This is a genomic window from Thiomicrorhabdus hydrogeniphila (assembly GCF_054656895.1).
The window spans coordinates 2,162,542-2,187,012 of the sequence record NZ_BAAHXL010000001.1; the positions used below are offsets into that span (position 1 = coordinate 2,162,542).

Consider the following 24,471-nt stretch of genomic DNA (forward strand, 5'->3'; position numbering starts at 1 on the left):
TGTACGTAACTAAAAGTTTTTAAACGAACGACATGACTCGTTCGTTTTCGCTGTCATGATATACGCTTGAGTATTCTCAATTATATATTTTACCTATACTTGATAACGTCGAAACGTTATCCAGTTTTGCGTGGTAAGCACCTGGAAGGGATACTTACCACACTCACCTCTCAAATTGTCGGCTGAGAGGTGAGCTTCTCATTGATTGAGTTTTTAGACCAACTACATCTTAAATAAATAAGAAGCTTGTATCTAAATGCCTCAATCGAGAGATCTATTCCAAATTGTTAAAGAACTTTTCAGTTTTTTCAGTATTGTTTGTTTACTCAACGTAAACATCCAATGCTACTGTTAATAAATTCTCAATTGAACCAAGAAGGTTTCTTCTTAATCCAACTAAAACTCATTAAGAGTAGTATTGGTGGAGCTATGCGGGATCGAACCGCAGACCTCCTGCGTGCAAGGCAGGCGCTCTCCCAGCTGAGCTATAGCCCCAATAGGGTAATTTTGAGATGGTTTGGATATTTTTAAAATCGAAGTTTGTTATTTACAAACGAGGTTTTTAAAAGATTCAAAACAGCCAAAATTGGTGGGTCTGGGTGGATTTGAACCACCGACCTCACCCTTATCAGGGGTGCGCTCTAACCAACTGAGCTACAGACCCGGGTCGTTCACTATACTTTCATGTAATTCAGAGACAATTTATGTGAAAACTCACTTAAGCTCGTAACCATCTTTATCTTAAAGGAGGTGATCCAGCCCCAGCTTCCGCTAGGGCTACCTTGTTACGACTTCACCCCAGTCATGAACCACAAAGTGGTAAGCGCTCTCCCGAAGGTTAAGCTACCTACTTCTTTTGCAATCCACTCCCATGGTGTGACGGGCGGTGTGTACAAGGCCCGGGAACGTATTCACCGCGACATTCTGATTCGCGATTACTAGCGATTCCGACTTCATGGAGTCGAGTTGCAGACTCCAATCCGGACTACGAAGGGTTTTTTGAGATTCGCGCACTGTTGCCAGTTGGCTGCTCTTTGTACCCCCCATTGTAGCACGTGTGTAGCCCATCCCATAAGGGCCATGATGACTTGACGTCGTCCCCGCCTTCCTCCGGTTTATCACCGGCAGTCTCATTAGAGTTCTCAACTAAATGGTAGCAACTAATGATAAGGGTTGCGCTCGTTGCGGGACTTAACCCAACATCTCACGACACGAGCTGACGACAGCCATGCAGCACCTGTATCCAAGTTCCCGAAGGCACGAAACTATCTCTAGTAACTTCTTGGTATGTCAAGGGATGGTAAGGTTCTTCGCGTTGCATCGAATTAAACCACATGCTCCACCGCTTGTGCGGGCCCCCGTCAATTCCTTTGAGTTTTAATCTTGCGACCGTACTCCCCAGGCGGTCAACTTATCGCGTTAGCTTCGTTACTAATCTTTTTAATAAGACCAACAACTAGTTGACATCGTTTACGGCGTGGACTACCGGGGTATCTAATCCCGTTCGCTACCCACGCTTTCGCACCTCAGCGTCAGTTTTAAGCCAGGAAGTCGCCTTCGCCACTGATGTTCCTCCAGATATCTACGCATTTCACTGCTACACCTGGAATTCCACTTCCCTCTCTTAAACTCTAGACTACCAGTATCAGATGCAGTTCCCAGGTTGAGCCCAGGGCTTTCACAACTGACTTAATAATCCGCCTACGCGCGCTTTACGCCCAGTAATTCCGAATAACGCTTGCACCCTCTGTATTACCGCGGCTGCTGGCACAGAGTTAGCCGGTGCTTCTTCTAAAGTTAACGTCAAACAATATAGGTATTAACTATACTATCTTCCTCACAATTGAAAGTGCTTTACAACCCTCGGGCCTTCTTCACACACGCGGTATGGCTGCATCAAGCTTTCGCTCATTGTGCAATATTCCCCACTGCTGCCTCCCGTAGGAGTCTGGGCCGTGTCTCAGTCCCAGTGTGGCTGATCATCCTCTCAAACCAGCTAGAGATCGTTGCCTTGGTGAGCCATTACCCCACCAACTAGCTAATCTCACGCGGGCTCATCCTATAGCGATACCTTCCAAGGAGAGGGCACCTTTACTCCGTAGAGCATATTCGGTATTAGCATACGTTTCCATATGTTGTCCCCAACTATAGGGTAGATTCCCACGCGTTACTCACCCGTCCGCCACTCGACGCCTAGAAAAACAAGTTTCTCTATCGTTTCCGTCCGACTTGCATGTGTTAAGCCTACCGCCAGCGTTCATTCTGAGCCAGGATCAAACTCTTCAGTTTAATCTTGCTGATATATTTTAATTCCATCTCTGGAAATAAACACTCGGAATTGACAAAGTGAACATGATAAATAAATAATAAATTATTTATTACCAAATACATAATTTGTCAAAAATCGAGATTTTTTATTTGGTTACTCACTTAAGGAGTTTCCACATAAATTATCTCTGAATTACCTGATTTTTAAAGAACTTAGGTCTCTTCGAGAAGACTAAACTAAGCGACTCAGTCGCTTGCTTTTCCTTCTCGGTAAGCCGCCCATTATAAGTTGATTTCTAATTCGTTGTCAACAATTTATTTTAAATTATTTTCAACTCGTTTTCTTCTCAACTTAAATAACTTTGTGCTTAACACGCCGTTATTTAGCGGTGTTCTCAACCACTTCTTTCTTCCTACTAAGTAGGTCGTTTTCTGTGTCTGCGTTGGAACAGGTGCGTATTCTAGTCATTTCCACAAACAACGCAACCCTTTTATTCACTTTTTTATACTTTTTTTACGTTTTTATTAAAATATCCTTTTAACCCCATCTTACCCACTACTTATCCACAGAGTTATTCACATTTTTTGGTTTTTGCTGGATTTTGGATTTAAGATATTCTGTAGATACTTATTTATATAGATTGCTTTCATCTTAAATAATGAGTCTTTTATTTATTCAATAGCACTCATTAGGCACAAATCAAAAAGGCGATGCCTGTCGACATCGCCTTTTTGATTCTTTTTAGGAAAACTAATTATTCGTATATTTATTTTTGTTTTCGTTAATAGTCCAATATTGAGTCTTCTTTAATTTGATCATTTTTCTTTTTGTCATTATCACCATCAATAATAGGTGATGACCAAGGGCCTGTAATTTTATAATTGTAGGTTACTAAGTTTTCGTTTACACCTGGTAATACCTTCATTACTGTATATACAGCTAAAGCAGTTAAAGGATTAGCCGCACCAGCTAATGCGGCAATGGTTGGTAAGGTTGCGCCAACCTTTGGAGTGATTTTTGCGTTTAAGTCAAAAGTTTGAGTTTTTATATCCGCTTTACCTTTTATGCTTCCTGAAGCAGAAGGGGCTTTTATATTAAAGTTTTTAATAGTAATTATATTATGACTTAAATCTGCCTCTCCTTTAATTTCGTCATAGACCATACCTTTATTTGTCACATCTTTAAGATCTAGTTGTAAGCGTCTTACCAACGATTCAACACTTAGCAAACCTATTAATCTAGCAAAACCAGGTTCAACATCTTCAACGGAGCCATCTTTTAACACAAATTTGATATTACCTGTTGCCTCTTCTGTTGAAAAACAACTTAATCCGCCATTCCATAAAAGCTGGAGATCTACCTTTCCTGATTTTCCAGTAAACCCTTTATTTAATTTAATAAAGTCTGTAACGGCCGTTACATTTTTAGAGGTAAGCTCTGCATTAAGTACACTTTTATCTTCTGTTTTATTAAATTGATACTGACCATTTAATACCCCTGCGCCAGCACCAAAAGCCCCTTCAATATTTTGTATTAACATGTTTTTCTTAGTATCAACGAGTTTAAAACTAATGGTATCTAGCTTTCTATCATTTAGAATTAAATTGGTACCTTTAAAGTCTATTGTTGGTAATAAGCTCGAAGAGTCAGAAACACTACATTGTTCTGGTGCTTTGATTGGACTGGTACTTTTATTAGAAGCTTTATCAATTTCATCGGAATAAAATGTAAACTTTTTAACATTCACATTAATTAAATCTTTACTGGTTAAAATTACATTACCGTTAATGTCTTTATTATGTAATTCAATATTTAATGGTTTATTGTGCTTTGTTGCCCATGAAAACCTAAAGTTATTGTAGTCGTGAGATAAAAAACCTATATCTTGAACATACACATCAGATTTTGCCCACGTTAAGGAGTGTTGATTATTATCTGAAGAGAAAAGAGGGATTTTTTTAGAGAGAGGAATCCATTTATCCAAGTCCAATCGTTTTATTTTGCCTTTTACGTAAGACAGTGGATTGGTATATTCTTTTTTTGCTACCTGAATATTCCCTAGCCACACTTTATTATTATTTAATGCATAGCCATCCTTAAATTTCTTCCAACTTAAATGTGCTTTTACCAGGCCTGGTAAATTCAAATCAGAATAAATTGAACCATCAGCAATAGACGTATGAACCGTTGCTTTTTTATTATTGAGTTGCGTTTGGCTTAAGGGTTCAGGCAATTTACTTCCTGCCTTAGCTAAATCTAAAACTAGGTCTATATTAATATCTTTCTTTTTAGCTGTTTTAAAGGGAACAGTAACCGTACTTACCCACGGAATTGCATCTGAAAACCAAGTGCGATCCTTCTCTAGAAACGATCCCTTTCCTGTTATTTTAACTTGTTTAGTTTTATTATCTGTCGATAAACCTATTTGCCCTTTTCCGCCTAATAATGCGAAACTAATTTTTTTGGCTGAAACAGCTTTTTCTGAAAAATTTAACTGACCTTTAATCCCCGTTAATTCTAATTTCTTTAAAATGGTTAAACTTGATTTTTTAAAAATCACGTTACCTTGAACTGTTTCTGATTTTTTATCGTACCCGGAAATAGGTACCCAAATTTTTTGCAGATTAACCGTAGCATTACCGGTAAAATCTCCCCCATCATCTAAAAACTCTTTTAATCCAGTCTTAGTAGCAATAGGTGATATTTGTAAATATTTCACCATTTTATTTAGTTTGTCACTTACTTGCCCTTTTACAGTTAAAGCAATATCTTTTTTATCTAAATCATGAATTTCAACTAACACATCTTTGGCCGTTAAATTAGCACCTAAAGTTAATTTATTAACAGCTATATCAAGCTTATATGGATTAAACGCTAAATTTGCATCAAAGTGAGTAAGCGTTGGCCATTTGGCGTTAAATTTTAAACTGGCATTTTTAACCAATCCATCCATTTTAAAAACGCCATTGCCATTTTTAAAAGGAAAGTTGTCATAATCTCCTTTTATTTGACCCTTAAGCTCAATATCACTTCCCGCAAGTAATCCATCAGATAACCATTTTTTGAGTTTAGGGCTCATAAATCCATAAGGCAGATAATCTTTTAACTTAGTCATAGACGGAACACTAATAGAAAATTGAGTATCTATCGCTTTTGCATTAATCTGTTTAACCGCTAAATGAATAGGCATTTGATCAACAATAATTTTGGTTTTTGGTAATGACCAGGCCTGGCTTTTTTGATCAAACGTTAAAGCAAAGTGTTTTGGTAAGGTAATCTGCATTGGTGTTTTATGTACTTTTGGATCCATCACCCACACCGTTTTAGGCGTTGAAACCTCAATTTTGTCTCCTGTTTTAGCTATTTTCAATTGCCGTAAACTCATACCTGGATAATCTGTTACGGGTAAATCTAAGCGATCAAATTCAATACCAACCTCTGGTAGTTCAAGCGTTTTCCAATTTAGTTTTCCGTTAAGTTTTGAAATGGTTAAATAGGCTGATCGATCAAATAATGTGGCTATATGCGGAGTTTTTATTAAGGATTTTACAATGACTTTAAAAGGGCTAATATCAAAATAATCGGCATTAAAGCGAATATAATCGTGCCCTTCCAATTTAAGCTGCATAGCAGAAACTGAATCTATATAACGATTATCAATTTGAATATTTGAAAGCGTAAAACGCCAATCTTTTAAATTTTTTGAAATATTTTGATGTTCAACATCCCATACAAGCTTTAAGCCTAAACTCTCTGGCAACCCTTTATGTGTTTGATGCCATTTTAACGCTTGAGTATTTAGGTTAAGAGTCATAGATGCGATTTGTGATTGAGCCACAGTACCTTTTAAATCTAAAATTAATTCACCGTCTGGCAAAACAGATTGCCAATTAACAGACAGCAATTTACTTAAGCGCTTAATACTAAGAGGACGAAACGAAGATAATGAAAATTCGCCATTTGCTATACCTCCCCAAATATTGGGAGTAAAGGATGATTTAAGATTAAAACGTTCGTAATTTAAAACATCTTTGTACTTCAGGCTAAATTCAGAAGCAATACTAAGACGTGCGCCATTAAGCGATTGAAAGTCATGAAAATGAATAGAAAGACCAGGCCTGGTAACTTCCGTTAGCACAAAATCTTGAAGTTTTACCCGTGTCCACAAACGACTAATATTGGTATCTATTTTACCAATATCCTCAAGATTAAGGTTTTGATTAATGTCTGAAGTATTTGTTTTGGCTTTAACTTTAGATTCAAAAGCCCCTTTATAGATTTCTAAAAAATCACCATAACCTGAAGATGGCAACAATAAAGAGAATAGATTAATATCGATTTTAATATGTTGGGCTTGAAGTTGATAATCCGATGATTCAACCGATAAATTTTGCAAATCTGCTTGGAATCCTAACCAATCTTGATCAATTTTTACAGATTCTAATTGAATGGTTGAGTTAGTAAACCATTCTGAGGTGGCGACAAATTGATTAGGAAAAAATTGAACCCAAGAAATAAATAGACGAGTAATCAGCAAATAGGCTACAAAAAGGCCAAAAATCCAATGTAAAGTATGATGTGTACCTTTAACAATCATAAATTAACGCCTAAATATAAATTTGAGAATAGAGCTTGTATTTTTAAATACAAATTTGCAAGAAATATGAAGATTGTAACTATGCTGTAAATGGTTACGCTTAAATTTAACTCAAGTATGACAGTTTTAAGATTAGACACATTTACAAAACGGTTAAGATAATGCTCAGAAAACACTAACCGTTTAGTAAAATGATCTTAAGAAACTACATCATAACCACATCAAACTGCTCTGCCGCATAAGTGCTTTCTGCTTGAAAACGAATACTTTTATTTAAAAAGGACTCTAGCTCAGCCACGCTGCTCGATTCTTCATCCATAATACGAGAAACGACAGCTTCAGACGCTATTACTCTATATTGACTTGCATCAAAAGAGCGCGCCATACGCGTAATCTCCCTAAAAATCTCAAAAGCAATGGTTTCTGCGGTTTTAACCGTTCCACGTCCACTGCAAACGGGGCAAGGTTCGCACAATGTTCTTTCTAAACTTTCACGTGTGCGTTTGCGCGTCATTTCCACCAAACCTAAGCTTGATATATTACTTATAGATGTTTTAACGCGATCTTTAGTCAGCTCTTTTTCTAAAGCCGCTAACACATGCTGTTGGTGATCAGCATCTTCCATATCAATAAAGTCTAGAATAATAATACCGCCTAAATTTCTAAGGCGTAATTGGCGTGCAATTGCTTGCGTTGCTTCAAGATTGGTTCTGTATATGGTTTCTTCTAAATTTTTATGACCAACAAAAGCACCCGTATTAACATCAATCGTAGTCATCGCTTCAGTTTGGTCAATAATTAAATAGCCACCTGACTTTAAATTAACACGTTTATGTAATGCGGTTTGAATCTCTTCTTCTATATTGTATAAATCAAAGATTGGGCGCTCACCTTGATACAAACCTAACCGGTCATTAAGCTCCATAACGTACATTTCAACAAACTCTTTCATTTTGTTAAGCGTTTCGGTTGAATCTACACGAATCTTTTCAATTCTATCAATCGGTATATCACGAATAATGCGCAAAAACAGGGGTAAATCTTCATAGATTAATGCCGGTTTACGTGCACTTCTAGCTCTTTCTTGAACGCCTGCCCATAACCTTTGCAGGTATATCATATCGGCACGCATTTCATGAAAATCAACACCTTCGGCAACGGTTCTTACTATCAACCCACCTTCAGACTCTTTGTATTCAGGTATGGTTTTAGCCATTTCACGTAGTCTTTCACGCTCATCCGAACCATCAATTTTTTGCGAAACACCTAAGGTTTTTTCAATTGGCATAAACACCAACATTCTTGAAGGAATCGTCACCTGCATGGTAATGCGTGCGCCTTTTGTCCCTAATGGATCTTTAAGCACTTGCACCATAATTTTTTGACCACAATGCAGTAGTTTGGTTATCTCATCGCACTCTTCATCTTCATGGCCTATGGCTTTATGACAAATATCCGAAACATGCAAAAAAGCGGCACGCTCTAAACCAATATCAATAAAAGCCGCTTGCATACCAGGTAAAACTCGGTCAACTTTACCCATGTAGATATTGCCAACTAAACCACGTTTATTGGCTCGTTCAACCCAAACTTCTTGTAAAACACCGTTTTCAACCCAAGCAACACGGGTTTCATTTGGGGTGACGTTAACTAATACTTTTTCTTCATTGTGCATGGCTAAATGCCTTTATCATTTTATATTTTTATTCTGTTTTAAAGCCAGATTGAATTAATAATTGATTTAATTCAAACAAAGGTAAACCCATAACACCAGAATAACTTCCAGTAATTGATTCTATAAAGTTAGCGGCCAAGCCTTGTATAGCATAACTTCCTGCCTTATCTTTTGGTTCACCTGTAGCAATATAGTCTTTAATTTCTTTTTCTGTAAGAGGTTTAAATGTCACTTGAGTTTGGTTTATTGTCGAATAAACTGCTCCATCATAAATAACCGCCAAACCGGATAATACCGTATGTGTCTTGCCAGATAATCGTTGCAACATTCTAAACGAATCAGCTTCATTTTTAGGTTTCCCTAATACTTTACCGTTTATCATCACAATGGTATCTCCGCCAATCACCCAAACCTGTTTACCAGCCACTTTATTAAAACCGGCCATGGCTTTTTCTATGGCGATTCTTAACACATACGATTCTGGGCTTTCATTCGGCAATGCCACCTCTTCTACTGGTGCATTAACTACTTCAAACTGCAAACCAGCTTGTTGTAAAAGTTCTTGGCGTCTTGGCGAGTTTGATGATAAATAAAGCGGTTTATGAGTTAATTCTTGTGTCATAATTTCAAAGTTAATTTCGTAATAGGTTAGAACATTCTAATTAAGTCATTCTAACGCCTTAACAACTTAATTTGTTGGCTTTCAAGCTACTTTAAGCCAAAATAAAAGATGACAATCTTTAATAAAAAGAAGAAGAGAAGAGTATGGATATTATTCTAAGCGATCATTCACCTCAAAATTTAGAAACCACGTTTGACAGTATCTACCTGTACGATCACCCTTTATATTCTTTAATGGCTGAAAAAACAGAAATGAAATGGTTGCTTGTTGTGCCTAAACAGACGTTAAACGCTAGTGAAAACTTAAGGTATGTTCAAGAACTCTATGGTGCGATATACCAGTTAATCGACTATATTCAAGAGAACGATATTGCACAGCATTTTAATCTTGCCAAAATTGGTAATAAAAATCCTAACCAACATATTCATTTGATTTTTAGAGAAGAGAACGACGAAGTTTGGCCAGATGCCGTATGGTGCCACGAACCGCTTAAAGCGTCAGAAGATACGCCTATTTTGCTAAAACAAGCGTTAAAAGGCTTTTACCAGGCCTGGTAAAATCAAAATTTGCTTGTTTAAAACAAGCAAATAAAGCTCAAATACCATAAATAATGTAGTGATTTTTCTTATAAATCACCTTATAGACTCTCTTATAATGCTAACGCAAACACTTGCGCAATATGCATTGAAGCGTGTTGCCCTAAATCGGCCAACTGATGACGACAACTGGTACCCGTAGCAACAATTAAATCATCGTGTTCTGCTTGTTCCAAGGTTGGCAACAATACTTGGTTCGCAATCGTCTTAGAAACCTCATAATGTTTATAGCCAAAGTCACCAGACATACCACAACAGCCTGATGGAATCATATTGACATTAACGCCAGTAATTAACTCAAGTGCCTTTTGTGAATCAATCGGTTTAGCTAAGGCTTTTTGATGACAATGAACGTGCAACCATACGGTTTTGTGCAACTCGTTAAGTTTAGGTAATAAATCCAACTGGTGCAGGTCAAGCATAAACTCTTCAAAAGAACGTATTTTTTGCAAACCCGTACTTCTATTTTGATTGGTAGATTCATTTAACCAAGCCTGGTTATCTTTAAATCTAAGACCTTTTAATAAATCTTTTGCCTCATCACGCCACACCAAAAGTTCAGATGGCTCTACCCCAATAATCCAATCACTTTCTTGATAATCTTCTAATGCAAAAATGGTATCTACCAACGCTTTTTGCGCTTCTTTTAAAAGACCTTTGCTAATTAAGGCTCTTGGAGAATGCTGTAAATAAACAGGTTGTACATTTAAACCAAATTGATGCAAAGTTTCTAAAACCGCTTGGCCAACTCGCGGTTCTTGGAATTGGCAAAATAAATCACACAACACCCAAACCGTTATTGTTGGTTTATCTACATTTTTATCTATATTAAGGTATTTTGGTTTTTTGGCACTAAAGTACTGCCACCAATTTTGCAGGTTTGCTTTATGTGCTTTTGGCAAGGTTCTTTGTTTATCAAAACCCATAACCGATTTTACAACCGACAAAGATTGCAACCAATTATAAGTCGCAGGCCAATTTTGACCCTGCTTTAAAATAGAGCCGTAATGTGCAAAAATCCAATTAGATAGTGATTTAGTCGATCCTTGAGTTTGATATAGCACTTCTGCTTTGAGTTTAGCCATATCGACATTGGCTGGGCACTCTGTTTTACAGGCTTTACAACCTAAACACATCTCTAACGCATCTTGAAGTTCAGCTTGAGATAACGCTTTTTGCGGATTCGGTTCAGTCAAAGCAAAGCGTAAAAGGTTGCTACGCCCACGGGTAGAGTAGCTTTCTTCACGAGTCGCTTGATACGATGGACACATCACGCCATGACCAGCCGATTTTCTACAAGCCCCAGCACCATTACATTTTTCTACCGCGTCCATTAAAGACAAATCGGCTGACCAATCAAATTTGGTCTCAATCAATTTTTGGGGTTGTCTATCCGCACGCAGATTATCAGTAATGGGCATATCACCAATAATCACGCCCGGATTCAATAAATTATGAGGGTCAAATGCCCGTTTCAGCTCCAGCAAATACGCATAAACCTGTTCACTAACTTGTTCTTTAATAAACGGAGCTCGAATGCGACCATCACCGTGCTCGCCTGAAATCGCCCCACGATATTTTTTAACTAATTTAGAGTTTCGTTCTGCAATGGTTCTAAAAAGGTGCTTACCCTCCTCGGTTGCCAAATCAATTTCTGGGCGAATATGAATCAACCCAACCGAAGCATGGCCGTAATACACACAATCCACCGCCAACTCGGCCATTAAGGCTTGAACATCACTAAAATAGTCAAATAGATTTTTAACGGGAACAGCTGCATCTTCAATCACAGCAACCGCTTTTTTACGCGTCACTTTACCCATTAACATGCCCAAGCCCGCTTTGCGTACCTCCCAAACTTTTGCGGCTTGTTTTGCCTCAATAATAGGTGCGGCATAAGCTCCGTGTTGAAGTAACCAGGCCTGGTAATTTAACATTTGGTGATTTAATTCGCCTAAATCATCCGAAAACCATTCACAAACTAAAACTGCTAAAGGATCTCCTTCAATCCAAAATCGATTTTGTTGTTGCTGAATATTCGTTTTAGCACCATCAAGAGTCGCTTTATCTATTAACTCAATGGCCGCTGGTTCAAACTCAAGCAGTTGAGAAACTACCTGCATAGCCGATTCAATCGAATCAAACTGAGCACATAAAAGTTGTCTGTGTTTAGGTTGCGCCACCAAATTTAACGTGGCGGTTTTAACCACCGCCAAAGTACCTTCGCTACCGCAAATTAAAGGGGCTAAATTAAAAGGTTTGCCAGTAGGATTAAACGGTTGATGGTGACGATAAAGTTCATCTAAAGCATAGCCGGTATTGCGGCGTTTTATGGAAGGGTGAGGAAAGTGTTCAAGAATTTGTTTGCCATGCGTTTCTAACAAACGCATCACGGTTCGGTAAATACTGCCTTCAAAATCTTGTTGATTAAGCTTGTCATGCAGTTGTTGTGCCGTTAGTGGACCAAAATACGCTTCAGACCCATCTGCTAAAATCACCTCTAACGCTTTAACATGTTCTCGAGTCGTACCGTAATAAACTGAATAAGAACCACAAGAGTTATTACCAATCATCCCACCAATCATGGCACGGTTAGAGGTCGAAGTATCAGGCGCAAACTTTAAACTATCTGCTTTTACAAAATCATTCAAATCATCCTGAATCACCCCCGGCTCAACAGTAATCTCACGCAAATCAGGCTGATAATCAATAATATTCGTTAAATGCTGAGAAACATCAATCACAACCCCAGAACCAATAGCCTGCCCACCCAAAGAAGTACCACCGGCACGCATAGTTAATGATTGATGTGAAACTAAGGCGTTACGAATTACTTCTGTTAACTCCTTTTCATTAGCTGGAACATTAATCCAATCGGGAAATAGTTCATATATAGAAGCGTCATTCAAGGGTTTTCTCACTTCATATTTCACTATTAATAGAACTCAGATGTCTTCGTCTAAAGGCTATAAGACTAAAGCAACTTATTATCAAAAAGACAAAAATAAAATACTTTTGAGAAAAAGAATCATCTGTTAATGAAAATTCTAGAATTGATTCTGTAACAACCATTACCAAAATAGCTAAATATATAGTGCTATTAAACTCTTTAGTTTGTTTTATATATCGAATAGCAACCCAAAAAGGCCAAAGCATAAAGGCTAACAGTGATAGAAGGCCTATCAACCCAGTTTCTACTAAAAATAGGAAATATTGATTATGAGGGTGTCCAAAATATCTTATTGGAGCAATATGTCCATTATCAAATACAAATTGTTGTGCAAGATCAAAATTTGTCCAACCCCAACCAAGCAAGGGTTTTTCTAAAAAAGCATAGTAAGAAGCTTTCCATAACTCCAACCTATATCCAACTGATGAGAAAGGGTTACCGTCGAAATAATTTTTTATATCAATAAAAGCTTGATGCACCCTATCTTGTAAAGGTAGCTCTTTCCAAAACACAACCAAACAAACCATTACAAAAAGTTGAATGACAACCAAACTTTTAAACTCTGTTTTTTTACCAAAACGATAAAAAATAAAGGTTAATGTAAACATCGAAATCAGGAGTGCGAGCCAACCACCCCGTGAACCTGAAATAATACTCAGAGCAACACCACTAATAAAACCTAATACAGCTAAAGTCTTCCAAACTTTACTTGGTAAAGCAAAAAATGAAACCATTGCCATTAAACCAAATAACATACCCATATTACCTCTGCTTATTGCAATAGATAAATAGCCAGTATCCCTCTCGACAGGCCAATTAAAGAATAATAGAAGAAGCCAAAATGAAGTATATAAACTGGAGATAATTAATATTTTCCAAAAAAGCTCAACTGAATCAAATACTAAATATGCAAACACTCCAATTAAAGGTATGAAAAGCAATAATTGAAAAGCACTAAAACGCCATTCAAAAAAATCATGCCAATCATGAGTTAATACAGATAAACTTATAACGAAGAGGAGCACCAAAGCGAGCAGATAAAATACTTTAAGTTCAAAAGAAATCTTCTTTTTTTCATTGTATAGAGCATAAGCTCCTACAAAGATAATAATTAGATAAAAAGTGTCAACACCTTTATAAAGAATACCACTAAGTACAAAAGCAAATAATACTATTAAAGACATTAGTTTAATCATTAATCAAATCCTGGAAAACTGACTAACATATTCATAGAAACCATGTAACATGCTAAGAAAATGTAGTTATTGTTTATAAAAAATTGTTATTACCGTATTCTATATAATTCAAATTAGCCATTTTTTTGCAATCACGGAAACATCAAATGATTCCATGCGTTTTCTTGATTCTTTTGACATTGAATCCCACTTGTCTGGTGCTGAAGCTAATTCAATCATCTTTTTGGCCAGCTCATCCACATTTTCATTTTCAACCAATACACCCTGTTTTTCATTTTGAATGATTTCATCAGGCCCATTTGGACAACTAAAAGATATTACAGGCTTACCAACAGCCATTGCTTCCATTAAAACTAGGGGCCAGCCTTCTAACCTTGAAGACATAACGTATATATCTGAAGCTTTAATAATTGCAAAAGGGTTTTCAATTGCTCCCGTTAAGGTGACTTTATTTTGCAATTTAAGGTGTCTAATTTGAGATTCAAGGTTTACTCTCTCTTCACCCTCCCCAACTATTGTAAGATGGGTATTTGGTATAGTATTTAAAACCTCTGAAAATGCATTGATAAGCATGTCAAACCCTTTATGCTTATGCAAACGGCCAACACCAACAAAATTGATATTATCCTTTATTAAATTCAACTTTACTTGTGACAAATCTTTTAACTTTTCATCAACCATTTTCAAATCAATGGGGTTTGGTCGAAAAATTACTTTTTCTTGAGAAACGCCAAGGTTTATTAAGCCTTCTCTTACACCATTAGAAACCGCTATAACTTCGCCAACAGTGGAATAATGTTTTCTTACTCGGCGTTGAACCTTGGTTGAAAATTTTTGTACAGGATTATGAACCGTCAAAATTGTTTTATCTGCAACACCAGCTAGCTTTGCAGCCACTGCAAGAGGATAATTTGCATCTTCAGAAAACCCATAAATTTTGTCATATTTGTTTTTTTTTAGTAATCGATATAAGTGATAGACTTGGCTAGCAATACTTCCTCTAAAAGGAATACCATGCTGTATGACTTCTCCTCCTAAAGGGTAAACCAGTTCACTTTTTTTAAAAAGACTGATGCTTACTTCATGTTCTTTGGCCCATTCTTGAGAAACTAAACTTAATACTCTTGAAACACCTGCTCTGACAATGCCATTAGCTACAATTAATATTTTCATATGTCAAACTTTTCTGTTTTTGTTGTTTTCAAAGCCAACCTAAAATCTTTATCCATTAAAAGACGCTTATCCTCTACAAGAACACCTATCTCTTTTAAACATTCCACACAGTTTGAATTAATCATTAAACGCTCATATGATTCCTTTAGTTTTCCAGCATTAAAAGAATTCATCCAAAGTAAAGCCCATCGACTAAATCCGTTTTTTATTCCATTTTGATTGGAGTACTCAACAGAAATCTTAATGTTTTTTACTTTTCTCTCAAATTGTTGATATCCTCTTATTCCAAAATGAAATATAGTTATATTATGGTTTAAACCACAAGATTTTCTTCCTTTTAATTTATCCCAACTATGGCGAGCAGAATGCTGACCTCCTGTGACACGCACAAACCCTCGAGTATTCACCATAACCTTATGCGTACCTGCCCCTAAGCGGATATTTGTTTCTTCCGCTTTTAAATCAGGATTTGAAAAATCGTAGTGTAAAGTATGTTGTGTCCTTATGTTGCTACGCCACCAATATTCAGCATCTTCTGTTCTAGCCTGCATATGATATAACTTCGCTCTTAGAACCGTCTGTCTTCTATCCAATCCACATAGCAGATCTTTGCTGTGCGGATACCAAAATTCATCTGCATCATTTTCAATAACCCAGTCATAACCGTTTTTTCGTGCTTCATTTGTCAAAAAAGTCATATTTTTCGATTGAGAAAAATTAATTGATAGATCAGAATATAAATGAATGTTAAATTCTGACTTCAATGATTTAAGAATTTCTCCTGTCCCGTCCGTAGAATTGTTATCCATAACAAAAAATGCTTTACATCCTTTTAAAGCATGGTAGCGGATATTCAGTTCCACAATATCTTTTTCATCTTTTACTTGCATAGCCATTGCCAGTTTAATTTCACTGGCGTTATTTCTATACCATAAATATGTAGGCAATCCAAACAGATAAGATTTCAAATCACTAAGCACTGACACAATTAACTCCTAAAATTAAATACCAATCTACAAAACGTTTTATCCCAACTTCAATCTCTGTAGCAGGTTTAAAATCTACGTCTTTCATTAGTTCACTCACATCTGCATAGGTTCTGGGTACATCCCCTGCTTGCATGGGTAGGTTATTTCTAATGGCTTTTTTACCCACGGCATCTTCAATGGCATTAATAAATCGCTCTAAAGTAATAGGTTGATTATTGCCTATATTATAGATTTTGTAGGGGGCTTCTGCCGTTGAAAACTCACTGGATTGTCTTGCTGGAATTCTTTCCATGACTCTAACGATGCCCTCGACAATATCGTCGATATAGGTAAAATCACGTTGCATTTGTCCATGGTTAAAGACATCAATGGTTTCGCCATTCAATATTTTCTTAGTGAATGAGAAATATGCCATATCAGGACGCCCCCAAGGACCATATACAGTAAAGAAACGTAATCCAGTCGTTGGGATGTTGTAGAGATGGCTATATGTATGTGCCATTAACTCATTGGATTTTTTGGTCGCCGCATATAAAGAGATAGGATAATCAACACTGTCATCGGTTGAGAATGGAATTTTGCTGTTCATACCGTAAACTGAACTCGATGAGGCATAAACTAAGTGTGCGGTTTGTTGCTGACGACAGCCTTCTAATACATTTACAAAACCAATTAAATTGGAATCGACATAGGCATTTGGGTTTTGAATTGAATAACGAACTCCAGCTTGAGCCGCTAGATGAATCACTCTATCGAATGGATTATTTGCAAATAGTGCGTGCATTGCTTCTCTATCGGCAATATCCATTTTAATAAACTGATACTTATCTTGAAGCTGATTTTCTTCACAAAACTGCGTTAAAAAATCTAAACGAGCTTGTTTTAGTGAGACATCATAATAATCATTTAAATTATCAATACCGATAACTGAATGACCTTGCTTTAATAAGGCTTGAGTAAGGTAAAAACCAATAAACCCAGCAGATCCTGTTACTAAAATATTCATCTATGTGCCTCTTTAACAGATACGTAATAATTCAAGCACACTATTGTAATGCCTTTAAGATGGCTTGACTCGGTTTATTGTCTTTTAAAGCAACTCTATATTCCGTAAAAGCAGCTAATTGTTCATTGCTTAATATAAATCGATTAAATTCTTCTTTTAAAGAACCTTCTTGATAGAGCCTGACCCAGCGCCTGTAGTGGTCACCCATTTTGGCATTGGGTAGTTTCAATAACTCTGCTCGGTGTTTAATATTGGCTTCAAACTGATCAAAAGAGCGAATAGGATAATGATAGACATGAATACTGGTTTCATTTCTTGCCGTAAACACTTTACCAATATGTTTTGCCCTGTGATTACCACCACTTAGTTTAATAAGACCTTTGGGGTTCACTATTACTTTTGGGCTGATTGGTACAAGTAACATAGATATTTGATCATCATTTTTTTGCACTTCTCTGTCATAACAAATTGGGTAAAGAACCCTGTGTTGCGCTTTTGTAAAATGGTAATCAGAAGATAAAGCATCTTCTGTTAACAGCATATTGCTACGTTTTACCGTTACCACGGAATCATTTGCCATTAAATACGATTTTAAATCACCCTCTTCTGGAATCCAAAACTCGTCTGCATCGTTACTAATTACCCAACGAGCATTCATTTTATCGCGTGCATAAAAGGCCAATTGCTTCATCCATTTGGCTTGTTGATAAGTTTGGGAGGCCTGGTCAATAATATGAATATTGTATTGCTGAGATAATTCAGTTAGTTTTTCTCTAGTGCCATCGGTAGAGCCATTATCCATAACCACAAACCCATCTACCCCTAAATTTGCATGGGTTTTAATATTGGCTTCGATAATATCCACTTCATTACGGCATAAAATACTCATAATAAGTTTGTCTTGATCAGACTTTGATTGACGGATCTGCCAAAAATATTTAATGCTTTCTAGCATTGGATTACATCCTCAATTTGGTTTGTTACATTAATGCCCATCATCTTGCTCAGTGAGATAAACTTTTTTTGAAATGGATCACTTTCATCTAAAACGGCCACCACGGTTAAGTCAGGCCTTAACCACTTACAACTTAACAAAGCCGTACCCACATCTCCCACTACCAAGCAATCTTGACTAAACAACGGTAAACAAAATTCAAATGCCAACTGAGCAGGAATTACATCTACTGCTCCATGTTCTTTTAAAGACAAAAAATCATCTTTAGATGAACGCGGATGGTACTTTACAGCCACTTTTTTGCCATTACCTGACAAGTGTTTTACCAGGGTTTGAATCCGCGCTTCATACCCTGGCATTTTTTTTATGTTATTAGGATGTGGAATTAACATCACAACATTAACATTAGACAAACCAGCGGTATCGTAATCTAATTGCTGTGCCACCAATGCGCTTAATTCAAGCATTTCTGAACAGGTAAACCAATCTGGCAATAATGTGTATAACCGCTTAGATTGCAAAGCCGCAAATGCATGTTCGGGTGAAAATAACCAGGCCTGGTCAATCCAAGCAGAAGCACCTACGGTCTTAGGTTCTTGCCACCAAAAACCATAGGCAATTTTTTTAAGTAAGGCATTTACGCCATCTTTTATAAAATGGTAGGGTCTGCCTACATAAGAATAGAGACCATCGTCTAAATAAATCCCTAAAACAGAATGCCGTTTTTTAACCAATGTCTGCATAACAAACTGAAACTCAACACGTCGATCACTACCAACTGCTACTTGATTCGGAGTAAAGCGCTGTAATTCTTTGGTTAATGTTAAAAAGTTTTGTTTACGACTCTCTCGTTTTGTTTGCTTCTTATTAGTAGAGGTATCACCTGAGCCTGCTGAAAAAATAGAAACATATTGAAAAGGTGAATTTTTCCAACCTTTTAAAGCTTTAAAATAAGGATTGTTGTCGGTATTTTTCTGGTCAATTAACCAAATTTCTGCAAGCTGATGATTTGAATTATTTTTTAAATTATGAACAGCCAAAGCACTGCTTACCAAAATATTAAGAGGGGTTGATGGCAGGTAGAGCGTTTTTATAACTGTATTAGAAACCGACAAATCATCACCCTTTACCTTGTAAATTCAACGCTTTAGCAACTTTACCATCCAACAATAACAAAAGCCTTTTATTGGCGGCTTGCCAATGCGGTTCACCCGGTTCTTTCATTGCATTTTGTGGAATAGCATAATCGTATGTTAAATAATCTATAAAGCTCGCAATGGCTTTTTCATTTAACTCTAACCCATCTAGATTTTGTAAATAATCTAATAAGTCTTTTTCTGAACTTGCCAAAAAGCTAATCCCTTCAATTCCAAATAAAGCATCACCCAATACAAATACTTTTTTACGGGCAAGTAAACCTTCAATCCCCACGGTTGAATTAACCGTAATAATTGCATCAGAATACTCAATTAATTCTGAAGTTGTAAAACCGTCAATGAACTGAAGCTGCGGAGTTTGTTGGGCTCTTAAATCGTCGTATTGCTCATCACAAGCGGGGTGTTCTTTAAAAGCAAAGGTTATTTTATTGTCTAATTGTTCACTAACCGATTTGCATACCGCAAACAGTTGCCGCATATGGCGAATCCATTGCGAATGAAGGTAAATATTGCTGTCTTCAACCACTTGAAATGGCACTAAAATAAAGTTGTTTGGCAAATTACCAGGCCTGGTAATTTCAGATTTTTGAACAGTTTTTTCAATATTTCCTGACAGGGTTCTATTTAAATAAAACGACACCTCATTAGGTATTGAACTATAAAAATTAACCCCTTTTGGATCAATCGCGGAAACTCCGGGTAAAGGCCCTGTTTCAAAAAAAATTGCCTTTTTATTCATGGCATTGATCGCAATAACCAAAACTGCTTGACGAAATTTCTTGCCATTCCAAATACCAATAAATTCACAAGGCGTTTTTTGTAACCAAGCACTGTAAATCGCATACAACCAACAGGCTTGAATAAAAGAAATAAAAGTAAATATTGGCCAAATAAAACCAGGAGAATTTTTACCTTTTCGACTATTTTGTTTGCGAATCGTTAAAAATTGGGCTTGATGCCATAATTCCTGAATAGGATATTTCACAAAAAAACATGGTCTTTTAAGCGACTTGTACCAAATCACTTTACTGCCAATGTCACCTTGCATAGTTAGATGTTGACTCAGTTCAGAAAAATATTTCCGTTGATCTCGACTAGCTGCAAAAAAGACCATTGATTTCATTTTATTTGCCTTGCAACTTTAGAGAAAGAGCGTCTAAAACATTATTAACACTCAAACCTTGTAACGAAAGAGCTTCTTGATCTTTATCAGTAAATTGTTTGATATAACCTGGTGCGCAGGGTGATGCTAAACGCGTAACTTTTGCGCCATCTGCTCCCACTAATTTAGGGTCGGTTACTCGATATAACACCACCATTGGCACTTCTAAAGCGGCGGCAACATGAGAAAGGCCTGTATCTACCGACACAACGGCTTGGGCATTTTTAAGTGTTTTAGCCATATCATTTAGGCTTAACATTTGTTGTGGTACCCAAACATCAGACTTTTTAGCGCTATTAGCAATACGTTTAGCTCGATCATGCTCTTCGGCGTTTCCCCACGGTAAAATCACTTTTTTACCCAAGTCATTGGCTTTTTGTAATAACTCGACCCAATAATCTTCTGGCCAATATTTGGTTTCCCAGGTTGTGCCATGTAAAAACACCCAATAATCTTGTTCAGCAAACTGTTTCGTGACTAAACTCGGTTTTGACCAGGCCTGGGTATTTAATCCGTAGACAATTGGAGCCTTGTCTGGCAAAGCATAATTCAGGCTTTGAGCAATCAGTTGGCGTAATCGTAAAATGGCATGTTGCTCTTTAGCAACGGGATACTTAAATTGATAAAACAACGTAGCTAACGGTTCACGAGCACTTTGCCAATCGTAACCTGCCGTTTTGGTCTTAATTTTTCTGGCTACCCAGGCACTTTTCAACAACCCTTGAGCATCAATAATCAAATCGTATTGCGTTTGATTTATCTCTTCAAAAAACGCTTTGATTTCTTGGCGAGTTTGTTTTTTTAGAAGGTTTTTACGCCATTTTCGCAATTCTATCGGGTAGACTTTATCGACGACGGGATGCCATTTTGGAATTTCTGCAAATGACTTTTCTACCACCCAATCAATGACCAGGCCTTTATACCCCCTTGCGGGGTGTGGTAAATTGTTTTGAGCATCCGACAACGCAGGAAAGGTGTGAAACACATCTCCCATTGAGGACATTTTAATGAGCAGAATTCGCATATTTTATTGGTTTACTTTGTAAAATTTAAAACGGTTGGGTTTTCGGTTAACCAAGTTAAATACTTTTTAACACCTTGTGCCACATCATTAAAAGGTTCGTTATAACCCGCCGCTCTTAAGGCTGAATTATCTGCTTGGGTAAAGCTTTGATACGCCCCTTTTAAATGTTCGGGAAACGGAATGTACTCAATTTCACCTTTGCCATGAAAATCAATCACGGCCTCGGCAATATTTTTAAATGGCTCGGCTGCCGCAGGCCCTAAATTAAAAATGCCCGATTGTTCTGGGTGTTGCATAAACCAAAGGTTGACCTTAACCACATCTTCAATATAAACAAAGTCACGGGTTTGCATGCCTGCACCATAACCATCATATTCACCAAAAAGCTTAAGCTTTTCTCCCGCTAAAATTTGGTTATGCAGTTTAAACGCTACGCTGGCCATATCACCTTTATGCTGTTCTCTTGGACCATAAACATTAAAGTATCTAAAACCTACAATCTGGCTTTTTGCTTTCGGTAAGATTTGTCGTACATACTGGTCAAACTGAAACTTAGAGTAACCGTAAACGTTTAACGGTTTTTCGTAGGCTCTATCTTCAATAAAATCTGGACCATCGCCGTATACAGAGGCGGATGAAGCGTAAAAGAATGGGATTCCCCAATTAAGACAATAATTAAGTACATCTTTTGAGTACTCATAGTTATTATCCATCATAAATTTTCCGTCCCACTCGGTGGTGGCAGAACAAGCACCCTCGTGAAAAACCGCTTCAATATCTGGCAAACCTTGTTCGGCAAAAATTCGCTGCTGAAAATCTTCTTTATCTAGGTAATCAGCAATATCACAATCGGCGATATTGATAAACTTTTTACCATTTTTTAGGTTATCCACCACAATAATGTCGGTGCGTCCTTGTTCATTTAACGCCTTAACAATATTGCTACCAATAAACCCTGCTCCACCTGTTACAACAATCATTTTTTCAACCCATAATCTTTGAAATAATAAAACCGCCCCAAACTAAAATGGCGATAAAAAAAGATAAAAACACCGCAGCCGAACCTTGGTCTTTGGCTCGACCTGATAGTTTATGATAATCCTCACCAATACGATCTACAACGGATTCTACGGCTGAGTTTAGCAATTCAACCACCAAAACAATAAGCAAAACAGCAATTAAAATCACGGTTTCGGATGCATTATCGCCTATCCAAAACGCAAGCGGTGTCATTAATGCAAAAAGTATTACTTCTTGTTTAAAAGCCGCTTCATGTTTCCAGGTGGATTTAAAACCTTTCCAGGAATAACCTGCGGCGTAAAAAACACGACTTAGTCCTGAGTGTGGTGATTTCATTTCAACCCTTTATCATAATTTTTACCATAAACAATTCTTGGTTTCGTTTTATAGGTTGGTAAACAAAGTGATTTGGCCTTGTTTTGTAAACTACTCTCAACCGGAATCATGCATTGAGCGATATTAAAAAAGTCATCCATCATAATGGGGGCTTGAGTATGCGTTAACAAGGTTTTATTAATGTCAGGAAACGCTTTTTCATAGGCCTGGTTACGCCAGAACAGAAACGGTATTTCTAACATATTCGTAGTGACACCATCCGGACCATGACCTTTAAAGTCTTTTTTATCAAACACTTCTTCCCCGTGATCAGACCAAAAAGTCATACCCGCAATACCTTTTACGGCTTTTAAATCATTCAGAACTTGCCCCAAAAAGTAGTCCGTATAATGCACCGAATTATCATAAGCGTTAATGTAATCTAACTGCGAAGATGAAGGATCTTTAGTATAAGCATGTACTCCAACACTATCCTTAAATATCAATTTTTCTGGCGGAAAGCGATCTTCATACTGTAAATGACTGCCCATTAAGTGAACAAAAATCACTTTATGCTGTGCAGGGTCTTCAATGGCTTTTTTAATGCTTGGTAATAAATAACCATCATAACGATTCACTTCAACACCATGAAAGTCATTACTTATAAAGTGCTGGACATCTGCAATGGTTGCCATTGGCTTAGTGGGCACTCTAAGGGGTTGTTGATTTGAAATCCAAAAGGTTTTAAAACCTGCACGCTTAAATACACCTATCAAACTAATCGATTCGGCCAAAGATTTATGATTAACCGTATCTTTTTCAGTTAAATTCACACTTAAAGAGGGTTTAGTTTGAGCAAATGCTGATACAGCATTTTTATAGACAATCGCTTCAGAACCTAAGGCTTTTAAATTAGGTGTCGTGTCTCGATCATAGCCATATAAAGACATGTGGTTTCGCCCTAAAGCCTCACCGACCACAACCACATAAGTTTGCGGTGTCGTTGATTTTAACGTTGCGGTAAATGGGCTGTTTTTATAAAGTGCCACTCGGTTTGCAATCACTTTATCTATCGATTCATGATTATCCATATAATCAATTGCCACACCGCTAAAACCAGGAAGTACGTCAAAGGTTCTGCCACGTTCATGAATTTGTTGCATAGCCACTAACAGCATTAATACACCCAGGCCTGCAAAAATCTTCTCACGCGTTAGTTCAGCCTCTTTAAATAAAATACGTTTTAATGAAAAATAGGCAATCACCCAGTAGAGCAATAAGATTCCAATATTTGCTAGGCTCGCGTAGGCTTGCAAAAATTCTAAGGCTTCGTGATTATCGGTTAAAGCCATCGCCTCAAAGGTGGCGCTAACAAAAACACCACCAAACGTCACCGCATAAAGAATGTCCAAACTGCCCGAAATAACAAATAGAAAAATAACGCCTAAAAGAATTTTTTGAAGAATCGTGTGTCTAAAAAGATAAGCTAAACCGCCTAAAAGAATAAGCCAGCCCAAACGTGCATTAAGTTCTGAACTACGAATAAAATCAGAGTATATGTACATAATGAGTAAAGGAAAAAACAATACAAAAAAGACTGGCCACCAATGAGAACGAAACACTTTAGACACGGTTACCCCTTTATATATAAAAATAAATCTATAAAAATAGATTAAAAATTGATTTAGGCTGAGCCAACAAAAGCGTGATTTTATCATTTAAGGTCAATAAAAGGGTAAAATACCCGCAACTTAATCCGTAAGAA

General features: G+C 37.1%; 16 protein-coding genes, 2 tRNA genes and 1 rRNA gene. 1 reads left to right on the forward strand and 18 read right to left on the reverse strand.

Going from position 1 to position 24,471, the window contains the following annotated elements; translation table 11 throughout:
- Positions 1 to 419: 419 nt before the first annotated feature.
- From ACYQ0E_RS09765 to ACYQ0E_RS09790, 6 genes are all read right to left on the reverse strand, one after another.
- A tRNA-Ala gene (locus tag ACYQ0E_RS09765) sits at positions 420 to 495 on the reverse strand.
- A gap of 92 nt (positions 496 to 587) precedes the next feature.
- Positions 588 to 664, reverse strand: a tRNA-Ile gene (locus ACYQ0E_RS09770).
- A 79-nt stretch (positions 665 to 743) separates the two neighbouring features.
- Positions 744 to 2,289, reverse strand: a 16S ribosomal RNA gene (locus ACYQ0E_RS09775).
- Between the two features lie 761 nt (positions 2,290 to 3,050).
- Positions 3,051 to 6,866, reverse strand: coding sequence for a YhdP family phospholipid transporter (locus ACYQ0E_RS09780; RefSeq protein ID WP_460188040.1), 3,816 nt, complete (start codon positions 6,864 to 6,866; stop codon positions 3,051 to 3,053).
- A gap of 205 nt (positions 6,867 to 7,071) precedes the next feature.
- Positions 7,072 to 8,541 (reverse strand): ribonuclease G, encoded by a 1,470-nt coding sequence (rng, locus tag ACYQ0E_RS09785; protein WP_460188041.1) that lies wholly within the window; start codon positions 8,539 to 8,541, stop codon positions 7,072 to 7,074.
- Between the two features lie 28 nt (positions 8,542 to 8,569).
- Positions 8,570 to 9,163 (reverse strand): Maf family protein, encoded by a 594-nt coding sequence (locus ACYQ0E_RS09790; RefSeq protein ID WP_460188042.1) that lies wholly within the window; start codon positions 9,161 to 9,163, stop codon positions 8,570 to 8,572.
- Between the two features lie 143 nt (positions 9,164 to 9,306).
- On the opposite strand from ACYQ0E_RS09790, the gene ACYQ0E_RS09795 reads away from it, so the two are divergent.
- Complete coding sequence (locus tag ACYQ0E_RS09795; RefSeq protein WP_460188043.1) at positions 9,307 to 9,720, forward strand: hypothetical protein; 414 nt, start codon at positions 9,307 to 9,309, stop codon at positions 9,718 to 9,720.
- Positions 9,721 to 9,812: 92 nt separating this feature from the next.
- On the opposite strand, the gene ACYQ0E_RS09800 is transcribed toward ACYQ0E_RS09795, so the two are convergent.
- From ACYQ0E_RS09800 to ACYQ0E_RS09855, 12 genes are all read right to left on the reverse strand, one after another.
- Positions 9,813 to 12,680, reverse strand: a complete 2,868-nt coding sequence (locus tag ACYQ0E_RS09800) for an FAD-binding and (Fe-S)-binding domain-containing protein (RefSeq protein WP_460188044.1) — start codon at positions 12,678 to 12,680, stop codon at positions 9,813 to 9,815.
- A 1-nt stretch (position 12,681) separates the two neighbouring features.
- A complete protein-coding gene (locus ACYQ0E_RS09805) occupies positions 12,682 to 13,905 on the reverse strand; it encodes an O-antigen ligase family protein (RefSeq protein ID WP_460188045.1) in 1,224 nt (407 codons plus the stop codon).
- Between the two features lie 108 nt (positions 13,906 to 14,013).
- Entirely contained in the window at positions 14,014 to 15,078 is a 1,065-nt protein-coding gene (locus ACYQ0E_RS09810) for a glycosyltransferase (protein WP_460188046.1), read from the reverse strand.
- Positions 15,075 to 16,064, reverse strand: coding sequence for a glycosyltransferase family 2 protein (locus tag ACYQ0E_RS09815; protein WP_460188047.1), 990 nt, complete (start codon positions 16,062 to 16,064; stop codon positions 15,075 to 15,077). The genes ACYQ0E_RS09810 and ACYQ0E_RS09815 overlap by 4 nt, the downstream gene beginning before the upstream one ends.
- A complete protein-coding gene (locus ACYQ0E_RS09820; protein ID WP_460188048.1) occupies positions 16,051 to 17,073 on the reverse strand; it encodes an NAD-dependent epimerase in 1,023 nt (340 codons plus the stop codon). The genes ACYQ0E_RS09815 and ACYQ0E_RS09820 overlap by 14 nt, the downstream gene beginning before the upstream one ends.
- 40 nt (positions 17,074 to 17,113) lie before the next feature.
- Positions 17,114 to 18,028 (reverse strand): glycosyltransferase family 2 protein, encoded by a 915-nt coding sequence (locus ACYQ0E_RS09825; RefSeq protein ID WP_460188049.1) that lies wholly within the window; start codon positions 18,026 to 18,028, stop codon positions 17,114 to 17,116.
- Positions 18,022 to 19,143, reverse strand: a complete 1,122-nt coding sequence (locus ACYQ0E_RS09830) for a polysialyltransferase family glycosyltransferase (protein WP_460188050.1) — start codon at positions 19,141 to 19,143, stop codon at positions 18,022 to 18,024. Before ACYQ0E_RS09830 ends, ACYQ0E_RS09825 begins: the two co-directional genes overlap by 7 nt.
- A 4-nt stretch (positions 19,144 to 19,147) precedes the next feature.
- Complete coding sequence (locus ACYQ0E_RS09835; RefSeq protein ID WP_460188051.1) at positions 19,148 to 20,308, reverse strand: capsular polysaccharide export protein, LipB/KpsS family; 1,161 nt, start codon at positions 20,306 to 20,308, stop codon at positions 19,148 to 19,150.
- Between the two features lies 1 nt (position 20,309).
- Positions 20,310 to 21,371, reverse strand: a complete 1,062-nt coding sequence (gene waaC, locus ACYQ0E_RS09840) for a lipopolysaccharide heptosyltransferase I (protein WP_460188052.1) — start codon at positions 21,369 to 21,371, stop codon at positions 20,310 to 20,312.
- A gap of 11 nt (positions 21,372 to 21,382) precedes the next feature.
- Positions 21,383 to 22,351: an ADP-glyceromanno-heptose 6-epimerase gene (gene rfaD, locus ACYQ0E_RS09845; RefSeq protein ID WP_460188053.1), complete on the reverse strand. Its 969-nt coding sequence runs from the start codon at positions 22,349 to 22,351 to the stop codon at positions 21,383 to 21,385.
- Positions 22,352 to 22,355: 4 nt separating this feature from the next.
- On the reverse strand, positions 22,356 to 22,727 hold the full coding sequence (locus ACYQ0E_RS09850) for a diacylglycerol kinase (protein WP_460188054.1): 372 nt from the start codon (positions 22,725 to 22,727) through the stop codon (positions 22,356 to 22,358).
- Complete coding sequence (locus tag ACYQ0E_RS09855) at positions 22,724 to 24,337, reverse strand: phosphoethanolamine transferase (RefSeq protein WP_460188055.1); 1,614 nt, start codon at positions 24,335 to 24,337, stop codon at positions 22,724 to 22,726. Before ACYQ0E_RS09855 ends, ACYQ0E_RS09850 begins: the two co-directional genes overlap by 4 nt.
- Between the last annotated feature and the right edge of the window lie 134 nt (positions 24,338 to 24,471).

Excerpts from the sequence above, each read along its gene's own strand:
- ACYQ0E_RS09780 (WP_460188040.1), bottom strand. The coding sequence starts at position 6,866 with ATGATTGTTAAAGGTACACATCATACTTTACATTGGATTTTTGGCCTT.
- ACYQ0E_RS09825 (WP_460188049.1), bottom strand. The coding sequence starts at position 18,028 with ATGCTAGAAAGCATTAAATATTTTTGGCAGATCCGTCAATCAAAGTCT.
- ACYQ0E_RS09850 (WP_460188054.1), bottom strand. The coding sequence starts at position 22,727 with ATGAAATCACCACACTCAGGACTAAGTCGTGTTTTTTACGCCGCAGGT.
- ACYQ0E_RS09790 (WP_460188042.1), bottom strand. The coding sequence starts at position 9,163 with ATGACACAAGAATTAACTCATAAACCGCTTTATTTATCATCAAACTCG.
- ACYQ0E_RS09805 (WP_460188045.1), bottom strand. The coding sequence starts at position 13,905 with ATGATTAAACTAATGTCTTTAATAGTATTATTTGCTTTTGTACTTAGT.
- waaC (WP_460188052.1), bottom strand. The coding sequence starts at position 21,371 with ATGCGAATTCTGCTCATTAAAATGTCCTCAATGGGAGATGTGTTTCAC.
- rng (WP_460188041.1), bottom strand. The coding sequence starts at position 8,541 with ATGCACAATGAAGAAAAAGTATTAGTTAACGTCACCCCAAATGAAACC.
- ACYQ0E_RS09810 (WP_460188046.1), bottom strand. The coding sequence starts at position 15,078 with ATGAAAATATTAATTGTAGCTAATGGCATTGTCAGAGCAGGTGTTTCA.
- ACYQ0E_RS09835 (WP_460188051.1), bottom strand. The coding sequence starts at position 20,308 with ATGAAATCAATGGTCTTTTTTGCAGCTAGTCGAGATCAACGGAAATAT.
- ACYQ0E_RS09820 (WP_460188048.1), bottom strand. The coding sequence starts at position 17,073 with ATGAATATTTTAGTAACAGGATCTGCTGGGTTTATTGGTTTTTACCTT.
- ACYQ0E_RS09795 (WP_460188043.1), top strand. The coding sequence starts at position 9,307 with ATGGATATTATTCTAAGCGATCATTCACCTCAAAATTTAGAAACCACG.
- rfaD (WP_460188053.1), bottom strand. The coding sequence starts at position 22,351 with ATGATTGTTGTAACAGGTGGAGCAGGGTTTATTGGTAGCAATATTGTT.